This is a genomic window from Nocardia sp. NPDC050406, assembly GCF_044459025.1.
Taxonomy (GTDB): domain Bacteria; phylum Actinomycetota; class Actinomycetes; order Mycobacteriales; family Mycobacteriaceae; genus Nocardia.
This window is the reverse complement of the sequence record NZ_JBITIM010000002.1, coordinates 1,984,637-2,003,326: the sequence shown is the minus strand read 5'-3', so window position 1 is coordinate 2,003,326 and position 18,690 is coordinate 1,984,637. Positions and strand designations below refer to the sequence as shown.

Annotated in this window: 22 protein-coding genes, 1 pseudogene and 1 riboswitch; of the genes and pseudogenes, 11 read left to right on the top strand and 12 right to left on the bottom strand. The window is 69.5% G+C overall.

Annotated elements, in window-relative coordinates:
- Positions 1–30: 30 nt before the first annotated feature.
- Both ACIBH2_RS22520 and nadA read right to left on the bottom strand, forming a co-directional pair.
- Positions 31–1,890, bottom strand: a complete 1,860-nt coding sequence (locus tag ACIBH2_RS22520) for an L-aspartate oxidase (RefSeq protein ID WP_397120339.1) — start codon at positions 1,888–1,890, stop codon at positions 31–33.
- A gap of 289 nt (positions 1,891–2,179) precedes the next feature.
- Entirely contained in the window at positions 2,180–3,217 is a 1,038-nt protein-coding gene (gene nadA, locus ACIBH2_RS22515; RefSeq protein WP_397120337.1) for a quinolinate synthase NadA, read from the bottom strand.
- A 77-nt stretch (positions 3,218–3,294) separates the two neighbouring features.
- Here nadA and ACIBH2_RS22510 point away from each other — a divergent pair, with 77 nt between their 5' ends.
- Both ACIBH2_RS22510 and ACIBH2_RS22505 read left to right on the top strand, forming a co-directional pair.
- Positions 3,295–4,122 (top strand): NrtR DNA-binding winged helix domain-containing protein, encoded by an 828-nt coding sequence (locus ACIBH2_RS22510; protein WP_397120335.1) that lies wholly within the window; start codon positions 3,295–3,297, stop codon positions 4,120–4,122.
- A gap of 125 nt (positions 4,123–4,247) precedes the next feature.
- Positions 4,248–4,454 (top strand): DUF5988 family protein, encoded by a 207-nt coding sequence (locus tag ACIBH2_RS22505; protein ID WP_397120333.1) that lies wholly within the window; start codon positions 4,248–4,250, stop codon positions 4,452–4,454.
- A 10-nt stretch (positions 4,455–4,464) separates the two neighbouring features.
- On the opposite strand, the gene ACIBH2_RS22500 is transcribed toward ACIBH2_RS22505, so the two are convergent.
- A complete protein-coding gene (locus ACIBH2_RS22500) occupies positions 4,465–4,656 on the bottom strand; it encodes a hypothetical protein (RefSeq protein ID WP_397120331.1) in 192 nt (63 codons plus the stop codon).
- Positions 4,657–4,755: 99 nt separating this feature from the next.
- Between ACIBH2_RS22500 and ACIBH2_RS22495 the strand changes: the two genes are divergently transcribed.
- Complete coding sequence (locus ACIBH2_RS22495) at positions 4,756–5,106, top strand: hypothetical protein (protein WP_397120329.1); 351 nt, start codon at positions 4,756–4,758, stop codon at positions 5,104–5,106.
- 9 nt (positions 5,107–5,115) lie between these two features.
- Here the strand turns inward: ACIBH2_RS22495 and ACIBH2_RS22490 are convergent, their stop codons facing one another.
- From ACIBH2_RS22490 to bioB, 4 genes are all read right to left on the bottom strand, one after another.
- On the bottom strand, positions 5,116–5,649 hold the full coding sequence (locus ACIBH2_RS22490; protein ID WP_397120327.1) for a DUF1353 domain-containing protein: 534 nt from the start codon (positions 5,647–5,649) through the stop codon (positions 5,116–5,118).
- Between the two features lie 188 nt (positions 5,650–5,837).
- Positions 5,838–6,539, bottom strand: a complete 702-nt coding sequence (locus tag ACIBH2_RS22485; RefSeq protein WP_397120325.1) for a DUF2567 domain-containing protein — start codon at positions 6,537–6,539, stop codon at positions 5,838–5,840.
- Positions 6,539–6,781: a hypothetical protein gene (locus ACIBH2_RS22480; RefSeq protein ID WP_397120323.1), complete on the bottom strand. Its 243-nt coding sequence runs from the start codon at positions 6,779–6,781 to the stop codon at positions 6,539–6,541. The genes ACIBH2_RS22485 and ACIBH2_RS22480 overlap by 1 nt, the downstream gene beginning before the upstream one ends.
- 69 nt (positions 6,782–6,850) lie before the next feature.
- Positions 6,851–7,888, bottom strand: a complete 1,038-nt coding sequence (gene bioB / locus ACIBH2_RS22475) for a biotin synthase BioB (protein WP_397120321.1) — start codon at positions 7,886–7,888, stop codon at positions 6,851–6,853.
- Between the two features lie 108 nt (positions 7,889–7,996).
- Between bioB and ACIBH2_RS22470 the strand changes: the two genes are divergently transcribed.
- The 4 genes from ACIBH2_RS22470 to ACIBH2_RS22455 all read left to right on the top strand — a co-directional run bounded on the left by ACIBH2_RS22470 (position 7,997) and on the right by ACIBH2_RS22455 (position 11,662).
- A complete protein-coding gene (locus tag ACIBH2_RS22470; protein ID WP_397120319.1) occupies positions 7,997–8,581 on the top strand; it encodes a TetR/AcrR family transcriptional regulator C-terminal domain-containing protein in 585 nt (194 codons plus the stop codon).
- Positions 8,582–8,648: 67 nt separating this feature from the next.
- Positions 8,649–8,784, top strand: a riboswitch (cobalamin riboswitch).
- 33 nt (positions 8,785–8,817) lie between these two features.
- Positions 8,818–9,849 (top strand): FecCD family ABC transporter permease, encoded by a 1,032-nt coding sequence (locus ACIBH2_RS22465; protein ID WP_397120317.1) that lies wholly within the window; start codon positions 8,818–8,820, stop codon positions 9,847–9,849.
- Positions 9,846–10,640 carry an ABC transporter ATP-binding protein gene (locus tag ACIBH2_RS22460; protein ID WP_397120315.1) on the top strand — a complete coding sequence of 265 codons (795 nt, stop codon included), beginning with the start codon at positions 9,846–9,848 and terminating at the stop codon, positions 10,638–10,640. Before ACIBH2_RS22465 ends, ACIBH2_RS22460 begins: the two co-directional genes overlap by 4 nt.
- Entirely contained in the window at positions 10,637–11,662 is a 1,026-nt protein-coding gene (locus ACIBH2_RS22455) for an ABC transporter substrate-binding protein (protein ID WP_397120313.1), read from the top strand. The genes ACIBH2_RS22460 and ACIBH2_RS22455 overlap by 4 nt, the downstream gene beginning before the upstream one ends.
- 1 nt (position 11,663) lies before the next feature.
- Here ACIBH2_RS22455 and ACIBH2_RS22450 read toward each other — a convergent pair whose 3' ends face one another.
- From ACIBH2_RS22450 to ACIBH2_RS22440, 3 genes are all read right to left on the bottom strand, one after another.
- Positions 11,664–12,815, bottom strand: coding sequence for an alpha/beta fold hydrolase (locus tag ACIBH2_RS22450; protein WP_397120311.1), 1,152 nt, complete (start codon positions 12,813–12,815; stop codon positions 11,664–11,666).
- A gap of 190 nt (positions 12,816–13,005) precedes the next feature.
- Complete coding sequence (bioD, locus tag ACIBH2_RS22445; protein WP_397120309.1) at positions 13,006–13,689, bottom strand: dethiobiotin synthase; 684 nt, start codon at positions 13,687–13,689, stop codon at positions 13,006–13,008.
- The gene (locus tag ACIBH2_RS22440) at positions 13,686–14,840 is read right to left on the bottom strand and encodes an 8-amino-7-oxononanoate synthase (protein ID WP_397120307.1); all 1,155 of its coding nucleotides are present in this window, start codon (positions 14,838–14,840) and stop codon (positions 13,686–13,688) included. The genes bioD and ACIBH2_RS22440 overlap by 4 nt, the downstream gene beginning before the upstream one ends.
- A gap of 107 nt (positions 14,841–14,947) precedes the next feature.
- On the opposite strand from ACIBH2_RS22440, the gene ACIBH2_RS22435 reads away from it, so the two are divergent.
- The gene (locus ACIBH2_RS22435) at positions 14,948–15,259 is read left to right on the top strand and encodes a hypothetical protein (protein ID WP_397120305.1); all 312 of its coding nucleotides are present in this window, start codon (positions 14,948–14,950) and stop codon (positions 15,257–15,259) included.
- Here the strand turns inward: ACIBH2_RS22435 and ACIBH2_RS22430 are convergent.
- On the bottom strand, positions 15,256–16,527 hold the full coding sequence (locus tag ACIBH2_RS22430) for an adenosylmethionine--8-amino-7-oxononanoate transaminase (protein WP_397120303.1): 1,272 nt from the start codon (positions 16,525–16,527) through the stop codon (positions 15,256–15,258). The genes ACIBH2_RS22435 and ACIBH2_RS22430 overlap by 4 nt on opposite strands.
- 133 nt (positions 16,528–16,660) lie before the next feature.
- Between ACIBH2_RS22430 and ACIBH2_RS22425 the strand changes: the two genes are divergently transcribed.
- Entirely contained in the window at positions 16,661–17,605 is a 945-nt protein-coding gene (locus tag ACIBH2_RS22425) for a GNAT family N-acetyltransferase (RefSeq protein ID WP_397120301.1), read from the top strand.
- A gap of 4 nt (positions 17,606–17,609) precedes the next feature.
- Here the strand turns inward: ACIBH2_RS22425 and ACIBH2_RS22420 are convergent, their stop codons facing one another.
- Entirely contained in the window at positions 17,610–18,062 is a 453-nt protein-coding gene (locus ACIBH2_RS22420; protein WP_397120299.1) for a MarR family winged helix-turn-helix transcriptional regulator, read from the bottom strand.
- Positions 18,063–18,091: 29 nt separating this feature from the next.
- Here ACIBH2_RS22420 and ACIBH2_RS22415 point away from each other — a divergent pair.
- Both ACIBH2_RS22415 and ACIBH2_RS22410 read left to right on the top strand, forming a co-directional pair.
- A pseudogene (locus ACIBH2_RS22415) lies at positions 18,092–18,304 on the top strand (cupin domain-containing protein); the annotation flags it as partial.
- A gap of 193 nt (positions 18,305–18,497) precedes the next feature.
- Entirely contained in the window at positions 18,498–18,689 is a 192-nt protein-coding gene (locus ACIBH2_RS22410; protein WP_397120297.1) for a hypothetical protein, read from the top strand.
- Position 18,690 lies beyond the last annotated feature (1 nt).

Here is an 18,690-nt window from a genome sequence, read left to right as displayed (position 1 = left end):
TCGGCCGTCGCCCAGGCCGAAACGCTTGTGTCACAGGGCTGTCGGAACGGGGGTACGAGACCACTCCTCGGTCACCTCCCAGCCCTCGGTGAGCAGCTGCGGGCGGCCGTCGTCGCCGAGGCGGACCGCGATGCTGCGGCGTTGTTCGTCGCAGGGCTCGGGGTGGTCCGAACGGGTGTGGCAGCCACGGCTTTCGGTGCGGGCTGCCGCGGCGACCAAGAGGGCACGGGCGGTCAGGGTCAGCGCCGCGTCTTCGATATCGGTGAGCGCGAGAGCGGCGGATTGCCCCGACAGTACGTGTGCCGGTGTGGAATTCGAGTCCGCAATGGTCGGCCGCCCGGCATCCGATGCGGCCGCGTCAGTGCGTCCTCGATCCCGAGCATTCGGGTCGGAGGGACGGTTCGACGGCCCGGTGGGGACGTCGGTCTGGCCGCTCGGTCCCGTCATGTCAGCTGCCGCCGCACGGGATTCCTCCCCGTCGCCGACGTCCGAGGTGTTGGTGCCGCTCTCGGAGAGCAGTTGCAGCAATCGCAGCACGCCCGCGCGCAGGCCGTCGCCGTCGCGGACCACGGAGGCGTGCTCGGTCATCAGGTGCTGCAAAGCGGTTCGGTCCACGCGGGGCAGCGTCAGCGGCCCGAACTCGGTGATCCGAGTCGATTCGCCGAGGCGCTCCGATGCCGCCACGCCCGCGCGTTCGCCGACGACCAAACCCTCGAGGAGGCTGTTGGAGGCGAGGCGGTTCGCGCCGTGCAGCCCGGTGCGCGCCACCTCCCCCGCCGCGTAGAGGCCGGGGACGTTGGTGCGCCCGGAGGGATCGGTGACCACGCCGCCGCACTGGTAGTGCGCGGCCGGGGCGACGGGGATGAGACCGGTCTGCGGGTCGATGGCGGCCGCGAGGCAGGAGGCCGTGATGGTCGGAAAGCGTTGGGAGAAACCGGCTATGGCGCGCGCGTCGAGATACACGTGCTCGGTGCCGAGCTCCTGCATGCGGGCGGCGATGGCGCGCGACACCACATCGCGCGGTGCCAGGTCGCCGCGCGGATGCACCCCGTCCATGATCGAGCGACCCTGGGTGTCGACCAATGTCGCGCCTTCGCCGCGCACCGCCTCGCTGATGAGCGGCCGCCGACCGAGGCCACCGCGAGCGAACAGCACGGTGGGGTGAAACTGCACGAACTCCAGATCCGCGACCAGCGCCCCGGCGCGCAAGGCCAGAGCGATCCCATCGGCGGTGGCCCCGGCGGGATTGGTGCTGCACGCGTACAGCTGCCCGAGGCCACCGGTCGCCAGCAGCACGGCGGGTGCGTGCACGAGCCCGAAACCCTTGTCCGACAGCGCGATCACGCCCTGCACACCGGTGGGTCCGGTGACGATCTCGACGGCGGCGGCCCCGAAGATCACCGGCAGCCCGGCGGCATTGAGCGCGCGCTGCACCTCGGCCCCGGTGGCGTCACCCCCGGCGTGGATGATCCGGCGCGTACTGTGCCCGCCTTCCCGGGTCCGCGACACCTGCCCGTCACGCCCGAGATCGAAGACCGCCCCGAGGTCGGTCAGAGCCGCGACGGCATCGCGCCCGCCCTCGACGATCGACCGCACCGCGTCGGCGTCGCACAGCCCCGCCCCCGCGACCACGGTGTCGTGCACATGCGACTCGACCGAATCCCCCTCCGGCGCGACGACGGCGATCCCGCCCTGCGCGTACTGCGTCGAGGTATCGGTCGGGCCGCCTTTGCTGAGCGTCAACACCCGCAGTCCGCGCAGGGAGGCCGTACGAGCCGCGGTCAGCCCGGCGACCCCGCCGCCGATGACGACGAGATCGGCCTCGGCTTCCCATGTGATCGTGATACTCACCGGATATCTCCCTTCCCGGTGGACATGCGTGGGCGGCATATCGTCGCGCCGCTCAGGATCGGGCTGGTGTGGCGTGTGGTCACGGAGGGGTGTTGTGCGGCGGGAGTGCTGCGGTGGTTATGGGTGGGTGCGTATTGGCCTAAACGGTCGGAAATCGCAGCCAGGCAGCGAAATCCCACTACCAGGCGCGATTCGTGACCGCTCAGGCCAACGGCCTCCTCCCACCCCTCCGACCACAAACACCCCTCCGCGACCGCACCCCCATCCAATCCAACCCGCACCCCCTCCTCGGCAGGGCAATTCCCCGCCGAGAGTCGGGGGCGCATTCTCACTCCCCGCCGCCCGGGTTGCCGATCTCGATCATGCGCTGCACCGAATTACGAGCCAACGCAGCGGTTTCGAGGTCGACGTGCACCTCGTCACGGTTCTCCACCAGGCAGCGCAGCAGCGCGGCCGGGGTGATCATCTTCATGTACTTGCAGGACGCGCGGTCGTTGACGGCCTGGAAGTCGATGCCAGGGGCGGCCTTTCGCAGCTGATGCAGCATGCCCACCTCGGTGGCGACTAGGACCTGCGAGGACTTGGCCGCCTTGGCGGCGTCGATCATGCCGCCGGTGGAGAGAATGTGGACCCGGTCGGCGGGGAACTCGCCCGCACCCGCCAGGTACAGCGCCGAAGTGGCGCAACCGCATTCGGGGTGCACGAAGAGTTCGGCGTCGGGGTGGGTGCGGGCCTGCTCGTTGAGCTCGTCGCCGTTGATGCCCGCGTGCACGTGGCATTCGCCCATCCAGATGTGCATGTTCTCGCGCCCGGTGACGCGCTTGACGTGCGCGCCGAGGAACTGGTCGGGCAGGAACAGCACCTCGCGGTCGGGGTCGATGGAGGCGACCACGTCGACGGCGTTGGAGGAGGTGCAGCAGATGTCGGTGAGCGCCTTCACCGCGGCGGTGGTGTTCACGTAGGAGACCACCAGCGCGCCCGGGTGCTCGGCCTTCCAGTCGCGCAGTTCGTCGGCGGTGATGGAGTCCGCGAGGGAGCAGCCCGCGCGCTGATCCGGAATGAGCACCGTCTTCTCGGGGCTCAGGATCTTGGCGGTCTCGGCCATGAAGTGCACGCCGCAGAACACGATGGTGTCCTCGGGAGCCTCGGCCGCGATGCGGGAGAGCGCGAGGGAATCACCGACGTGGTCGGCGACGTCCTGGATCTCGGGCAGCTGATAGTTGTGCGCCAGGATGGTGGCATTGCGCTCGCGCGCCAGCCGCTTGATCTCCTGTGCCCACTCCGGCGTGGCCTCGACTCCCCCGAAACCCGACGGCCCGTCCGCGATGCGCTCGGCGAGCGTCAGTGTCGCACCAATTGCAGCCATGGCATGGCTCCTTCTCTCATGCGACTGGCAACCTCGCCGATTCGCATACACCCGGTTTTCGACTTACAATCGAAAACGTGCCCCATAGTAGCACCATCCACGAAACGCTCACCGCGGTGTTCCAGGTTCGACGGTTCCCCAACGCTATAAGCGCTGGTACAGGCGATTCCGGTAGGCGAGGAAGCGCGCAGGGACATGCGAATCCCGGTTCAGCCGGGTCGACGGCGAGACGGGGAGCCGACGCCGCCGACGTGATTGCGCGGCGTTGTCCGCCGGGGCAGCACACGGAGTTGGCGGTGCTGCTGTGGGAGCGGGCGCTGGATCCGGCCAAGGGCACGTGGTCGCTGCCCGGCGGGCGGTTGCGCGATGACGAGGATCTGGATTTCTCCGCCGCGCGCCAACTCGCCGAGAAGGTCGATGTGCGGGAATTGACGCACTTGGAACAGCTTTCGGTCTTCAGTGACCCGCATCGGGTTCCCGGGGATCGGCGGATCGCTTCGGCCTACTTGGGATTGGTGCCATTGACCGCCGATCCGCAGTTGCCGCCCGATACGCGATGGCATCCGGTATCCGCCTTGCCGGACATGTCTTTCGACCATGGTGTGGTGGTCGAGCACGCTCGCACCCGATTGGCCGCGAAGCTGTCGTACACGAATATCGCGTTCGCGCTCGCGCCGGATCGGTTCACCATGTCGACGCTGCGTGAGATCTACTGTGCCGCACTCGGTTACGACGTGGACACCACGAACCTGCAGCGAGTTCTCACCCGCCGCAAGGTGATCACCCCGACCGGCGCGACGGCCTCACCCGGGCGCGCGGGCGGACGACCCGCCGCCGTCTATCGCTTCACCGATTCGGAGATCCGAGTCACCGACGAATTCGCCGCCTTCCGCCCACCCAGCTGACCTGTCGTGCGGCGCGGCCGCCGTGGCGCGTTCACGCCAAACCGGCTGGTCTGGGCGGTGGGGAATCGCAATCCCGCCAGGCTGATTCGGCCACGGGCGGCCGATTCGGTGGTGATACTCGACGTATGGCAATCGCACCCAAGGCGTATCTGGTGGGCGGTCCCCGCGATCTGCCCGAACGTATCGTCGACATTCTCCCGTCCGGGCTGGAGATCAAGATCTCGCACCGGGGCGGCTACGAACATTTCAAACCGACACCGCACACCGAAGCCACGCCCGAGGGCGAGCTACCGGTGTACGAGTGGTCCGGGCGCACGAAGGTGGCCGAATAGCGGGAGCGGCTCAGTCCTGTGCGCGATTGCGGTGCTTGCCGGTGCGGCGGTAGCGGCGGGCGCTCGGGATCGGTTGTGCCGCATTGGATCGGCGTAGCTCATGGCGCTGTCGCCAGGCGGTCAGATCGGGGCGTTCGTCGGGCGTGGACGAAGCCTGCTGTGGCGCGGCCGGGGCACGGCCGCCCCGTGCTGCGGTGTTCATGGGGTTCCCCTCGGGTTCGTGAAGTCGAGCCACGGTATGCGGTACAACGCATACGACGCCAGTGAATTTCCCGACCGGGTGGGTTCGTAGACTCGTGCGATGCCACTCGTCGAGGTGACCTATGCGCCGCAGCTGCCCGAGGAGACGCTCCGCAAGCTGGGTGATGCACTGCCGCACGCGGTTTCGGTCGCGGTGGAGTGTCCGGAGGAGCCCTACGACGGCGACTTGCGACCCGGCGACGTGGAGGTTCGCTTCCGCCCGCTGGGGCCGTTCGACCGCAGCGGCCTCGACGTCGTGATCGAGGTGCGGTCCAAGTTCTTCCCCAGCCGGGCGGAGAACCGGCAGGAGCGCGTCGAGGGCTTGCACGCCGACATCGAGCGGGCCGTGGGGCTGGCGAACTTCGGCGTCTACCTGTCGCTGCCGGTCGCGGCGTGGGAGCAGAGCGAGTAGTCGAAATCCTCAGTCCGCCTGCAGCTGCGGCCCTGGTGGCGGCGCGGCGGTGCGCCGCGCCAGTCTCGCTCCCGCCCAGAACATCAGTTCCACCAACCAGAACAGCAGCAGCGCGAGCAGCACGACGGCCACCGGCACCGCGAGATAGCTCACCGAGAGCACGGCGACGAGCAGGAAGCGGAGCACATCGCCCGCCGACGCCCCCGTCAATCCGGAGGCGAAACGCACTGCCGCCCACATCATCCAACGCCGCGGCACCGACACCCCGGCCTCGCGCAGCGCGCGCCGGAACAGGCCGTCGGCGTCGAGGCGGCTAACCTCGTTGGAGCGCACCAGGAAGTCGTGCAGAATCGCGGCCCGGGTGTAGACGCCATAGCGCGGGATCAGCCAGACCACCGCGCGCGGCACCGACGCGAAATCGGTACGGAACCCCACCGGCACCACGAATCGATCCGTATCGCCCTGGTACACGAGGGGTTCGCGAACAATCCAGAAGCGCGCGTCCGCCTCTTCCACCACCGGACCGCCACCGATGAACCCCATGACCGCCCCCTTCGAACGACGGCGTCAACCGCCAGAAGCGGCCGTACGGTTTCAGCCTACGACCCAAAACCGCACGCTACGACGCACATTCGGCCAATATCCGGCAACCATGTGGTGTCGAAGCCAGCCAGCGGACCGATAGCGCACCCGCACAAAGGCGTTCGTCGAAGACCCTGGACCCCGCGAGGTCAGCGGGCCGGGCCCGCGCCCTCGTACGGGCCGGGGCCGAAGGCTTGCACCGAGCCGCCGTTGGCTCCCGGTCCGCCGTACGGGCCGTAGCTGATGGCGGAACCGTACGGGCCGGGGGCCAGAGGAGTACGCGGTTTCGCGCCACCGAAGGGAAGATATTGGCCGCTGCCGAGATCGTCCGCGACGCTGAGCGCGGTCATGACGAGGATGGCGAGGGCCGCCAGGAGCGGTTGCGCGATCAGGCCGGACCAGCCCTGGATGGTGGGGGCGATCTCGACGATGGTGTGCACCGCCGGGTCGCGCGGGCGCGGATGGACGATCTCGGCCATCGCCTCGCCGACGCCGCGCATGACGACCGCGCCCGCCAACGAGCCGAGCAGCAGTCCCGCCAACAGAACCGGGCCGCGCACCGTGCGCCACCGCCACGCCGCGGCCGCGGAGAGCACGCCGGTGACCATGCCGATCAGGATGAAGATCGCCAAAGCGTCGAATTGGTGCGCGCTTTCGCCGGTGAGCACCGAACCTCGGTCGGGCTCCACCACATACAGCCGTTCGGTCGGCGCGAGGTAGGCCCAGGCGATGCCCGCGAGCGCGCTCGCGGCGACCACGGCGGCGAGCACCATGGCGGCGGCCCGGGCCTCGCGCACCAGCACGGTGCTGCGCGGCCCGGACCGCTCGGCCGTGGCGAATGCCGTTGCCACTACCGGTGTTCCAGACTCTTGGAGTCGAGGACCCCGTGCCGCGAACACTTGGCCCACCAGCCGTCCGGGCTCACCTGGACGATCATGCGACGGCCACACCGATCGCAGTAGCGCGGCGGTTCCAAGCCCATGGCGGCGGCCGTCGGGACCGGATTGTCCACGCCCGCCACGATCGGTTTGCCGGTGAACGGGTTGTACAGCGCGGGGCCGCCCGCGGACCCGCCGACCTCGTCCGTGTCCATATCCACGACATTACCCATGCGTGCGCCCACTTCTCGGTATGCGGTTGCCCAATCGATATGCGATGCGCACTACAGGGTTTCGTTGAGGGCCTTGATCGGCATGCTCAACTCGCCCAGCAGATCGAGGTCCGCTTCGGCGGGGCGGCCGAGGGTGGTCAGGTAGTTGCCGACGATGACGGCATTGATACCGCCGAGAATGCCCTGCTTGGCGCCGAGGTCGCCGAGGGTGATCTCGCGACCGCCCGCGAAGCGCAGGATGGTGCGCGGCAGCGCGAGCCGGAAGGCGGCGACGGCGCGCAGCGCGTCGGCGGCGGGCAGCACCTCGAGGTCGCCGAAGGGGGTGCCCGGGCGCGGGTTGAGGAAGTTCAGCGGCACCTCGTCGGGCTCGAGCGCGGCCAGCTGCGCGGCGAATTCGGCGCGCTGCTCCAGGGATTCGCCCATACCGAGAATGCCGCCGCAGCACACCTCCATCCCGGCCTCGCGCACCATGCGCAGGGTGTCCCAGCGCTCCTCCCAGGTGTGCGTGGTGACCACATTGGGGAAGTGCGATTTCGCGGTCTCGAGATTGTGGTTGTAGCGGTGCACGCCCATGGCGGCGAGCTGGTCGACCTGTTCCTGGTCGAGCATGCCGAGCGAGCAGGCGACCTGGATGTCGACCTCGTTGCGAATGGCCTCCACGCCCGCGGCGACCTGCGCCATGAGGCGCGCGTCGGGTCCGCGCACGGCGGCGACGATGCAGAACTCGGTGGCTCCGGTCTTGGCGGTCTGCTTGGCGGCCTCGACCAGGCTCGGAATATCGAGCCAGGCGGCGCGCACCGGGGACTGGAAAAGCCCGGACTGCGAGCAGAAGTGGCAATCCTCGGGGCAGCCGCCGGTCTTGAGCGAGATGATGCCCTCTACCTCGACCTCGGGTCCGCACCACTTCATGCGCACGTCGTGGGCGAGCGCGAGCAGTTCCTCGAGCCGGTCGTCGTCCAGCCGCAGCACCGCGAGGGTCTGTTCCTGGGTGAGGCCGACGCCGCGCTCGAGCACCTGCTCGCGAGCGATGGCCAGAATGTCTTCGCCTACCGTGGTACCGGCATCGGTGGTGACGGCTGCCTGGGTCATTGCGCGCGAATCCCTTCGTCCGGCCGATGTGGCCGAGCAACTTGAACGGTGTTCAGGCTAGGCTAGCAGTCGGAAAAGTGAGCCGGAACACGAAGGGTCGGGTTTTCTGTGCAACTGCACCGCACCGATGTGGTCGATGGGGCCATCGCCATTCTGGATCAGTACGGCCTCGCCGATCTGACCATGCGCCGATTGGCGGGCTCGCTACATGTCCAGCCCGGCGCGCTGTACTGGCACTTCCCCAACAAACAGGCGCTGCTCGGCGCGGTGGCCGACCGCATTCTCGCCCCGATGGACGAACCGGTCGACGGTGACGAATGGTCCGCGCAGATGAGCGAATTGGCGCATCGCCTGCGCACCTGCCTGCTGGCCTATCGCGACGGCGCCGAATTGGTCTCGGCCACCTACGCGTCCCGCCTCACCACCTCCAAAGGCCGTGAGCGCCTGGCGAGTGCGGCCATTCGCGCCGGAATGACCAGGGAGGAAGCCGAACTCGCGGCCTTCACGCTGCTGTACTACGTGCTGGGTCAGACGGTCGACGAGCAGGCGCGCATGCAGATGGATTCGGTGGGCGCGCTCCAGGAGGAGCACTCCCCGCTCTACGACACCCCGGATGCCACCGCCCGCTTCGACTTCGGCCTACAACTGTTCATCAGCGGCGTGCGGCATCTGCTGGGCACCCGGGTGCGCTGAAGCCACTCGCCGCACCGCGCCCAAGGGTTTCCGGGGCGTCCGCCCCGGAGAGTCCCGAGAGCCGGGCAATTCAGACCGCGCGGTAGAGTTCCGCAGCGTCATCGTTGGTGGGTGCGGGAATCCGGTGTGAATCCGGAGCGGTCGCGCCACTGTGATCGTGCCAGCGCACGAGAGTCAGACCCCTCCCCACCGCGCAGAACTCGGAGAGGCCGCGATTTGCCCAAGGAGCTCCATCGATGAGCCGTGCGCGGACATCGATCGCCCTGCCCGTCCTCGGGCTGCTGCTGGCCGCGGCCATGATCGCGGCGACCGGATTCGGGGCCGAGACCATCTCCCCCGGCGCGGTGGTGGAGGTGTTGCGGCACCGGATCGGCGGGCTCGCGCCGAGCGATCTCGGACTCGACACCATCGTCTGGCAGTTGCGCGTGCCGCGCACGCTACTGGCCGCCGTGGTCGGAGCGGGCCTGGCGCTGGCGGGGGCGGCCATGCAGACCCTCGTCCGCAACCCGCTCGCCGACCCCTATCTCCTGGGCGTCTCCTCCGGTGCCGGGGTGGGCGCGGCGGCCGTCATCACCTCCGGATTCTTCGCGGCGGCCGGATTGTGGGCATTGTCGGCGGGCGCGCTCGCGGGCGCGTTGACCGCCGCCGCCGCAGTATTCGCCATCGCGGTCGCCCAGGGCGGGTTGACGCCGCTGCGGCTGGTGTTGACGGGCACGGTGCTCGGTTCCATGTTCGCGGCCCTGAGCAGCTATCTGATCTTCCGCAGCACCGATCCGGCGGCGGCGCAGTCGGTGCTGTTCTGGCTGCTGGGCAGCCTCGCCGGAGCCGATTGGACGCGAATCGCCTTGCCCGCCACCGTGGTAGCGATCTGCGCGCTCACCCTCATGGCGTCGACGAGCTGGCTGGACGCACTGAGCATGGGCGCGGATACCGCCGCCTCCCTCGGAGTTCCCGTGCGGGAGTTGCGCATCGGCCTGTTCGTTCTGCTCGCGGTGCTGGTCGGGGTGCTGGTGGCGGTCTCCGGCGGTATCGGCTTCGTCGGCCTGGTGGTGCCGCATGCCGCCAGGCTGCTGGTCGGCCCGCGCCACCGCGTGCTGTTGCCGGTGTGCGCGCTGTGTGGCGCGCTGTTCCTGGTGTTGGCCGACGCCGCCACCCGAGTCCTGGTGCGGCCCACCGAGATTCCGGTGGGGGTACTCACCGGCCTGATCGGCGCGCCGGTGTTCCTGCTGCTCATGGGCCGCCGCCGCTACCGCTTCGGGGCGGCATGAGCGCCGAGCACGCGGCCGTGCTGGAGGTGCGCAACCTCACCTGCGCCGCCGGGCCGCGCACCGTCCTCACCAACGCGAATTTCACTGTGCTGGCCCGCGAGACGGTCGGCATCGTCGGCCCCAACGGCAGCGGCAAGACCACGTTGCTGCGCACCCTCGCCGGATTGATCCGCCCGGTGCACGGCGAGGTGGTGGTGGATGGCACGGCGCTGCACGGACTTTCGGCGCGACACCGGGCGCGCACCGTCGCGCTGGTGGCCCAGGACGAGCAACCTGCCGCGGATCTGCTCGCGGGCGAGGTCGTCGCGCTGGGTCTGACTCCGTATCTGCCGCCGTGGGGAGCCGGTGGCCCCCGGGAGCGGGAGGCCGTCGAGCAGGCGCTGCGCACCGTCGACCTGGCCGGTTTCGCCGACCGCCCGGTGCACAAGCTCTCCGGCGGCGAACGGCAGCGAGTGTTGTTGGCGCGGGCGCTGGTTCAGCGCACTCCGCTGCTGCTCATGGACGAGCCGACCAATCACCTCGACATCACCCACCAACTGGAACTGCTGGCCCTGGCCCGCGAACTGGATCGCACCGTGCTGCTGAGCCTGCACGATCTCGCCCTCGCCGACCGCTACTGCGACCGGGTGCTGGTCCTGCACGACGGCCGCTCGCATCCCCTCGAAACACCCGAGGTGGCCTTGCGATCCGAGGTGCTCGACCGCGTCTTCGGCGTGCACGCCACCCGCGTCACCCATCCCGACACCGGACTCCCCCACCTGCTCATCACCGCGCGAAAGGCCCACTCGTGAAACACCTTCCCCGACTTCTGGTCGTCGCCGCGCTCGCGGCCGGACTGGCGGCGTGCGGAACCCCCGAGGCCGCCACCGGCAACCTCACCCTCACCAATTGCGGTGAGGAGCTGAAGTTCCCCTCCCCCGCGCAGCGCATCTTCGCCAATGACGGCAACCTCATCTCCATGGCGCTGGCCTTGGGCGCACAGGACCAGGTGGCGGCGGTCTCCAGCGTCAAACGCGACGCCGACACCCTGCGCAAGCACTACGGCGATGTGGTGGACCGGCTGAATGCCGTTGCCCCCGAATATCCTTCGCGCGAGACCGTGCTCGCGCAGCGCCCCGACGTCATGCTCGCGGGCTGGAACTACGGCTACGACGCCGCCGCCAATCTCACCCCGGATTCGCTGCGCGCCGACGGCGTCGCCGCCTATACCCTCACCGAGAGCTGCCGTCAGCGCGAGGGTGAGCGGCCGCGCGGGGTGACCGATCCGTGGACCGCGCTCACCACCGATCTCACCAATCTCGGTGCCATTACCGGCCGTACCGACCGAGCGAGCGAACTCACCGCCGATATCGACCGTCGCCTCGCGGCGTTGCGCGCCGCACCGCAGCCGGAGCGCCGCCCGACGGTGTTCCTGTTCGACAGCGCCAGCGACACCATCTTCTCCAGCGGCAAATTCGGTGCCCCGCAGGCGATTCTGGAGGCGGCCGGAGCCCGCAACGCGCTCGACGATGTCGCCGACACCTGGACGGCAGTCTCCTGGGAGCGGCTGGCCGCCGCCGACCCGGACGCCATCATGTTCGTCGACTACCCGCCGCAGACCTTCCAGCAGAAGCTCGATCTGCTGCGCGCCAAGCCCGGCATGGATCGGCTGCGCGCGGTCACCGAGGGCCGGTTCCTGAATCTCCCCTATGCCATGTGGACCAGCGGACCGCTCAATATCGATGCCGCCGAACAGATTCGAGCACAGCTGGAGCGCTGGAACCTGGTGCCGCCGTCGACCGTTCGACCGACCTCCGACGACGCGGTGCGCTGAGTCAGCGGCTGGCGGCGGGATCGGCTTCGCGCTGCACCCCGCGCACGAACGGCAGCACCTGCTGGGCGATGACCCGGTTGTACTCCTCCGGACGCTGAATCGGGTTGGCATGGCCGGTGGTTCGCGTGGTGACCACCAGCAGATTGCCGTCCACGCCGCCCACCCGGTCGATCAGCGCCTGATGGGTGTACTCGACATCGACCACGCCGTCGGCATGGGGATTGCGCGGCCGAATGAAGATCATGGCGGGCGCGGGTTTGCCGTCGGCGGGTTTGGCCAGTGCGCGCAGATCATCCACCGCGCCGCTCGCGACAATGGCCTTGAACTGGGATTCGATCAGGCCGGTACTGGCCACATCGGTATCGAGTATCTTGTCGCGCAGCACTTCTCGCAGTGACTCGCGCAGCTCACCGGGTTCGAGCCCGTAGCGTCCGCCGAGATAGTTGTCGCGGCGCGCATACGTTTCGGCGATGAAGCGCAGCCCCCGGCTCTCGCGGGCCCCGGGGAACCAGCCCATCCAGCGCATGAGTTCCTCGCCCTGGTCGCGGCTCTCGGCGCGTACGGCGTGCAGATCCACGGGCGTGCAGTCCAGCATGACCGCGAGCACTCGCTTCCCGCTGTCGAGATGCAGGTGTTTGGCGATCTCGAGGGCGATCACGCCGCCCATGCTGTGGCCGACGAGCATGACGTTCGGGGCCTTGGCGGCGTCGGTGACGCGCACGATGAGGTCGGCGATCACCCTGGTGTCGATACCGGTGTTGTCGTAGCGCACCGCCCACACCGATCCGAACTGACTCAAAGCCGGTAGCGCCCTGGCGGTTTCGGTGGCATCAAGATTGCCCAGCCCCACCAGGTCGAAGACGGCGGTATCCCCCGCCTGCGGGGTGGCCGGTCCGGCGATGGAGCTCACCGCGGGTACGGTCTTCGCCAGCCGATCCCGCTCGGGTGCGATATCGCTGGCCCAGTACTGCACGAACGCGATGAGCAGGATCAGCGGGAGCAGTGTGAGCCGCAGCAGCGTCCGCCGCCCGTCGCCCCAGCCGTGCCCGACGCGGGTTTCCCGCAGGCGCGCCCTCCGCCGGTCATCGTCGTAATCGGCGGCGCTGGCCGGATGCGGGAACGCCCACGATCCGTTCCCGGGGAACGCACACATACCAGTCCACTGTAGGTCCGGGGCCCGGCGCGTCCAGTCCACACGCGCCGGGGCGGCGGCCCCACGCGCCCGTATGCATGGCGCGCATGACCGGTCGGGCCGCGCGACGATCAGGTGGCGGGCGGCCCACCGGACGGTCTGTGCCCGGCGTCCGCGACGGTGCCGGTGATCGTCATCTCATCGGCCGGGTTCACCCGTGCAGATAGCGGGCGGCCCACGCGGGCTCGAACCAGTTGGGGGCCGCGGCCGCGAAGCGCTCCGGCTGCCAGGAGCCGACACCGGCGGGTAGCGTGCCGACGATATCGACGCCCGTGACCGCCGGGAGATCGACGCGATTGCATTCCGAGGCGAGATCGGGCTGCTGCGGCCACGCCCCGATCACCAGACCCGCGCACCGCACTCCGGCGGAAGCCAGAGCGCGCGTGGTCAATTCACTGTGATTGAGCGTGCCGAGCCCGGCCGCCGCGACCAGCAGCACTGGCGCGTCGAGCTGCTGCGCCAGCTCCAACAGCGTGAATTCGCCCATGCGGACGAGCAATCCGCCCGCGCCTTCCACCAGCACAAGGTCGGCATCGGCCAGAGATTCGATGGCGGAGGCGGTTTCGGCGAGGGTCAGCAGCGGCTGACCACAGCGGCGAGCGGCGGTATCGGGAGCGAGCGGGTCCGGATAGCGCGCGAGCTCCACCGTCCGCGTGACGTCGGCGAGCCGCGAGATGGTCGCCAGATCCCCGGGTTCGCCCGGCGCTACGCCGGTCTGCGCGGGCTTGCAGACGGCGACCGACCGCCCCGCCGCCCGGGCCGTCGCGGCCAGGGCGGCCGTCGCGATGGTCTTGCCGACATCGGTGGAGGTGCCGGTGACGAACAACAGGCTCATGCGGGCACCGCTTCCTGTCCCCGCGCCCGCGCCAACACCTCGCCGAGAACCGTTGCGATGGTGTCGAGTTCGGCCTCGGTGAGGTCCGCGCGGGCGGTGAGCCGCAGCCGCGAGGTCCCCTCCGGCACCGACGGCGGACGGAAACAGCCGACGCTCAGGCCCCGTTCACGACAGGCCACCGCGGCGTCGTAGGCGGTCTGGGCTTCGCCGAGAACCACCGAGACGACGGCCGAATCCGGTTGCGCGACACCGGCTGTGCGGGCGAGGTCGGCGGCCCGGGCCAAGACGCGTGCCGCCATCTCGGGCTCCCGGCGCAGCAGCCGCAACGCGGCGCGGGCCGCGCCCACCGCCGCCGGTGCCAGCCCGGTGTCGAAGATGAAGGAGCGAGCCGAATCGATGAGGTGCGCGCGCACCCGCTCGCTGGCCAGCACCACGCCGCCCTGTGCCGCAAAGGCTTTCGACAGGGTCGCGGTGATCACCAGGTCCGGCTCCCCCGCCAGCCCGTGCTCGTGCACCAGACCGCGCCCGCCCGCACCGCGCACACCGAGCCCGTGCGCCTCGTCCACCACCAGCACCGCGCCCTGCGCGCGCGTCACCCGGTGCAGGTCGGCCAGCGGCGCGAGATCGCCATCGGCGCTGAACACCGAATCGGTCAGCACCAGCGCCCGCTCCTCGGCGCGCTCGGCCAGCAGTCGCTCCACCGCCGCGACATCGCGATGCGGCGCGACCTCCACCCGGGCGCGCGAGAGCCGACAGGCGTCCACCAGCGAGGCGTGGCTGCCCGCATCCGACACCACCAGCGCGCCGCGCCCCGCCAGCGCGGTCACCGCGCCCAGGTTGGCGGCGTAGCCGGAGGCGAAGACCAATCCCGCTTCCGCGCCGACGAATTCGGCGAGTTCGGCCTCGAGCAGTTCGTGCTCGGTGGTCGTCCCGGTCACCAACCGCGAACCGGTGGCGCCCGCGCCCCAGCGCCGCACCGCGGCCACGGCCCCCTCGATCACCTCCGGATGCCGGGTCAGCCCGAGGTAGTCGTTGGAGGCCAGGTCGATGGCCTCGTTCTCGGGCGTGCGCGCGCGCAGTTCCCGCCGCAACCCGGCCCGCACGCGCTCGGCGGCCCGCTCGTCCAGCCACTTCAACGGATCGACACTCACAGCTCCGCAGCATACTTGAACACCGTTCAGGGCACAGCGGAGCGGGCCCGATCGGCCCATGAACACGCCAACACCTCGCTATCCTGATAACGAGCTAGGAGTGACTCATGCCACGATGGGCGATAGTGGTCGAACAGACGACCGGCTTCGGGGACAGCAAGATCTGGTCTCCGAAGGTGCTTGCCGAAGTGGTGGGAACCCGTGAGCAAGCCGTCGCCAAACTCCCCGACCTGGTCGCCAGGTTCACCCCGGACCACCCGAAACTCGTCAGCCGCCGCACCGTGCTGCGCGACGGCGACAATTACATGCTCATCGCCCGCGGCTGGTCCGACGACTTCCACTGCGTCTTCCGCGTCTGGGAAGTGCTCTCCGACAGCGAGGAACCCGACCGCGCCCGGGAGCGCCGCGCGACGCGCTAGGCGACGGCGGCGGCCGCGACCATGGCGGCGGTGAGGGTGGCGATGTCCTCGGTAGAGCTGATGTACGGCGGCATGGCGTAGACGAGATTGCGGAAGGGCCGCACCCAGACTCCGGCTTCGACGGCGGCGTGGGTGGCCTTGCGCATATCGACCGCGTGGTCGAGTTCGATGACGCCGATCGCTCCGAAGACCCGAACCTCGGTGACGCCGGGCAGTTCCCGCGCCGGTGCCAGTCCGGCGCGCAGTTCGGCCTCGATGCGGCTCACCTCGCCGCGCCAATCCCGCGACAGCAGGAGCTCGATGGAGGCGACGGCCACCGCGCAGGCGAGCGGATTGCCCATGAAGGTCGGGCCGTGCATGAGCCCACCGTGTGCGGCACTGAGGGTTTCGGCGATGGCCGAGGTGCACAGTGCCGCGGCGAGGGTCAGATAGCCGCCGGTGATGGCCTTGCCGACACACAGCACATCGGGGCGCACACCGACGTGGTCGGCCGCGAAAAGCGTTCCGGTGCGACCGAATCCGGTGGCGATCTCGTCGAAGACCAGCAGGACGTCGTGTTCGTCGCAGAGGCGGCGCAGGTCGGTGAGGTAGCGGGGATCGTGGAAGCGCATACCGCCCGCGCCCTGGACCACGGGCTCCACGATGACCGCCGCCAATTCGTGTGCGTGCGCGGCGATCTCGCGCTCCAGCTCGGCGACGTAGACGTCGGCGTAGGTGCGCGGCGGCGGGGAGACGAAGACCTGCTCCGCCATGACGTCGGTCCACAGCGAGTGCATGCCGCCCTCGGGATCGCAGACGCTCATGGGCGTGAAGGTGTCGCCGTGGTAGCCGCCGCGCCAAGTCAGCAGTCGCCGCTTCTCCGGTCGGCCCAGTCCGCGCCAATATTGCAGGCACATCTTCACCGCGACCTCGACCGAGACCGAACCGGAGTCGCAGAGGAACACCTTGTCGAGTCCCTCGGGGGTGAGCTCGACGAGCAATTGCGTCAACCGCACGGCCGGTTCATGGGTGAGCCCGCCGAACATGACATGGCTCATTTTCCGCGACTGCTCCAGCAGCGCGGCGTCGAGCACCGGATGCCGGTAGCCGTGCACCGCCGCCCACCACGAGCTCATGCCGTCGATGAGTTCGCGGCCGTCGGCCAGGGTGAGCCGGGTACCGGAGGCCGAGGCGACCACGAGCGGTTCGGTGGTGGCCGGGAATCCGCCGTAGGGATGCCAGACGTGCTGGGCGTCGAGGGCGGTGATCCGCTCGGGTGTCAATGCCACGGTCGGTCCTTCGAAGGCGAGGTCTTGAACGCCGTTCAAGTTACCACCGAGGGTGCGGATCCGTTCCCAGACCGGTGGCTTCGGCGTACTCTTTGACCATAATCTTTGACAAAGTCAAAGGATTGGAGTCGACATGAGCATCGTGACCGCCGCGCAGGACATCGACGCCGAGCACATTGCCGCCGTCCGCGCGTTCAATCGCCGCTACACCCAGCTGATCGGCGTACTCCGCGAGGGCCTCGTCGACACCCCCTACTCCTTGACCGAGGCGCGAATCCTGTTCGAACTGGCCAATTTCGGCCCCCTGGAAGTGGTGCGGCTGCGCCAGGCCCTGGAACTCGACCCCGGCTACCTCAGCCGCATCCTGGCCCGGTTCGAGGCTGCCGGACTGGTCGAACGGCGGCGGGCCGAGCGGGACCGGCGGGTGCAGGAGGTGCGGTTGACCGAACGGGGCTGGGATCAATTCGCCGAACTCGACGAACGCTCCACCCGCGATGTGGCGGCGCTGCTCGGCGCGCACCCGCCGACCGAGCGCGAGCGCATGGTCACCGCCATGCGCGCCATCGAACGGATTCTCGAACCTGTCTCGGACGCACCGCCTTTCACGCTGCGCGAGCCGCGCCCGGGTGATCACGGGTGGGTCGTGCAGCGCAACGCGGCGCTCTATGCCGCCGAGTACGGCTGGGACGCCTCCTACGAGGAACTCGTCGCCCGCATTGTCGCCGACTACCTGAAAACCCGTGACCCGCGACGCGAACGGGCCTGGATCGCCGACCGCGACGGCGAACCGCTCGGCTGCGTGTACTGCATGCGCGAGGACGACGACACCGCCCGGCTGCGCCTGCTGCTGGTCGAACCCGGCGCGCGCGGCCTCGGCGTCGGCTCCGCCCTGGTCGACGCGTGCCTGAGCTTCGCCGCCGAGGCCGGGTACCGCGAGATGGTGCTGTGGACCAACGATGTGCTCACCTCGGCCCGCCGCCTCTACGAGCGCGCGGGATTCGAACTGGTGGAGTCGAATCCGCACCACAGCTTCGGCAAGGACCTGGTGGGCCAGACCTGGCGGCGCACACTGGTCTGAGCGCTCAGCGATCCCCCTCCGCGACAAGGGATTCCCGCGCTCGCGACAGCAGGCCGCGCAGATCCGTCAACCCGTCCGCGCCGAGTGTCCGCGCGAGCCGTCGCTCGATGGCCGCCATGTGCCGCCCGGCCAGCGCCATTGCCCCGCGCCCGGATTCGGTGAGCACGACCAGGCGGGCGCGCCGGTCGGCCGGATCCACCCGGCGTTCGACATAGCCGAGGCGCTCCATATGGGTGACCAGCTCCCCCATCGACTGCTGCGTCATACCCGCCGCGTCCGCGAGCGCGGTGATGCGGGATCCGGCCGGGTCCAGATAGCGGAAGACCGCGTAGTGCGCGGGTCGCAGCTCGGGGTCGAGCGCGGCGCCGAGTTCGGCATTGAGCTGCTGCTCGTAGGCGCGGGTGGTCAGAACGAGGAGCTTCAAGAGGGTCTCGGAGGAAGGTTCGAGGATTGACACATTAGGAAGGTTACCTTTATAAATGGGAAATGGACAGCCGCACACTCACGTTTCGCAATGGTCATCAGGTCACCTGGGTCGGCAAGGGCACCGATGAGCAGGGGCCGTATCTGCGGCTGCGCCATGTGCTGCCCACCCCCGGCAGACAGGCGGGACCGCACTGGCATCCGGAGTTGGTGGAGCGCTGGACCGTCCGGCGCGGACGACTGCGATTCCGCATCGGCGGCACGGAAGTGATTGTGCAGCCGGGAGATTCGGCGCATGCGGCGGCGGGCGTCGTGCACGAGTTCTGGAGCGAGGAGGCCGATACGGCCTTCGATCACGAGATTCGGCCGCCGCTGCGGCACTGGGAGATGTTCGAGCTGTGGCAGGCCCTCGATGCCGCCGGGAAGACCACGGTGAGCAGCCACGTACCCAGAAACCCCCTGGCCTGCCTTGGCCCTGCTGTGGGAGTACCACGACGGCTACCTGGCGGGCATCCCGGCCTGGTTGCAACGCGCCACCCTGGGCGTGCTGGCTCGCCTCGCCCGCCGGACCGGCTACGAAGACCGTTGGCTGGCGCGCACGGCCGTTCCGACCGCGCCCGTCTGCTCCCCACCGGATCACCGGCCCGACGGTGGCCGTTAGT

Coding starts and splice junctions, on each gene's coding strand:
- ACIBH2_RS22520 (WP_397120339.1), bottom strand. CDS start 1,890: ATGCCGCCCACGCATGTCCACCGGGAAGGGAGATATCCGGTGAGTATC.
- nadA (WP_397120337.1), bottom strand. CDS start 3,217: ATGGCTGCAATTGGTGCGACACTGACGCTCGCCGAGCGCATCGCGGAC.
- ACIBH2_RS22505 (WP_397120333.1), top strand. CDS start 4,248: ATGGCAATCGCACCCAAGGCGTATCTGGTGGGCGGTCCCCGCGATCTG.
- ACIBH2_RS22500 (WP_397120331.1), bottom strand. CDS start 4,656: ATGAACACCGCAGCACGGGGCGGCCGTGCCCCGGCCGCGCCACAGCAG.
- ACIBH2_RS22495 (WP_397120329.1), top strand. CDS start 4,756: ATGCCACTCGTCGAGGTGACCTATGCGCCGCAGCTGCCCGAGGAGACG.
- ACIBH2_RS22490 (WP_397120327.1), bottom strand. CDS start 5,649: ATGGGGTTCATCGGTGGCGGTCCGGTGGTGGAAGAGGCGGACGCGCGC.
- ACIBH2_RS22480 (WP_397120323.1), bottom strand. CDS start 6,781: ATGGACACGGACGAGGTCGGCGGGTCCGCGGGCGGCCCCGCGCTGTAC.
- bioB (WP_397120321.1), bottom strand. CDS start 7,888: ATGACCCAGGCAGCCGTCACCACCGATGCCGGTACCACGGTAGGCGAA.
- ACIBH2_RS22465 (WP_397120317.1), top strand. CDS start 8,818: ATGAGCCGTGCGCGGACATCGATCGCCCTGCCCGTCCTCGGGCTGCTG.
- ACIBH2_RS22460 (WP_397120315.1), top strand. CDS start 9,846: ATGAGCGCCGAGCACGCGGCCGTGCTGGAGGTGCGCAACCTCACCTGC.
- ACIBH2_RS22450 (WP_397120311.1), bottom strand. CDS start 12,815: ATGTGTGCGTTCCCCGGGAACGGATCGTGGGCGTTCCCGCATCCGGCC.
- bioD (WP_397120309.1), bottom strand. CDS start 13,689: ATGAGCCTGTTGTTCGTCACCGGCACCTCCACCGATGTCGGCAAGACC.
- ACIBH2_RS22435 (WP_397120305.1), top strand. CDS start 14,948: ATGCCACGATGGGCGATAGTGGTCGAACAGACGACCGGCTTCGGGGAC.
- ACIBH2_RS22425 (WP_397120301.1), top strand. CDS start 16,661: ATGAGCATCGTGACCGCCGCGCAGGACATCGACGCCGAGCACATTGCC.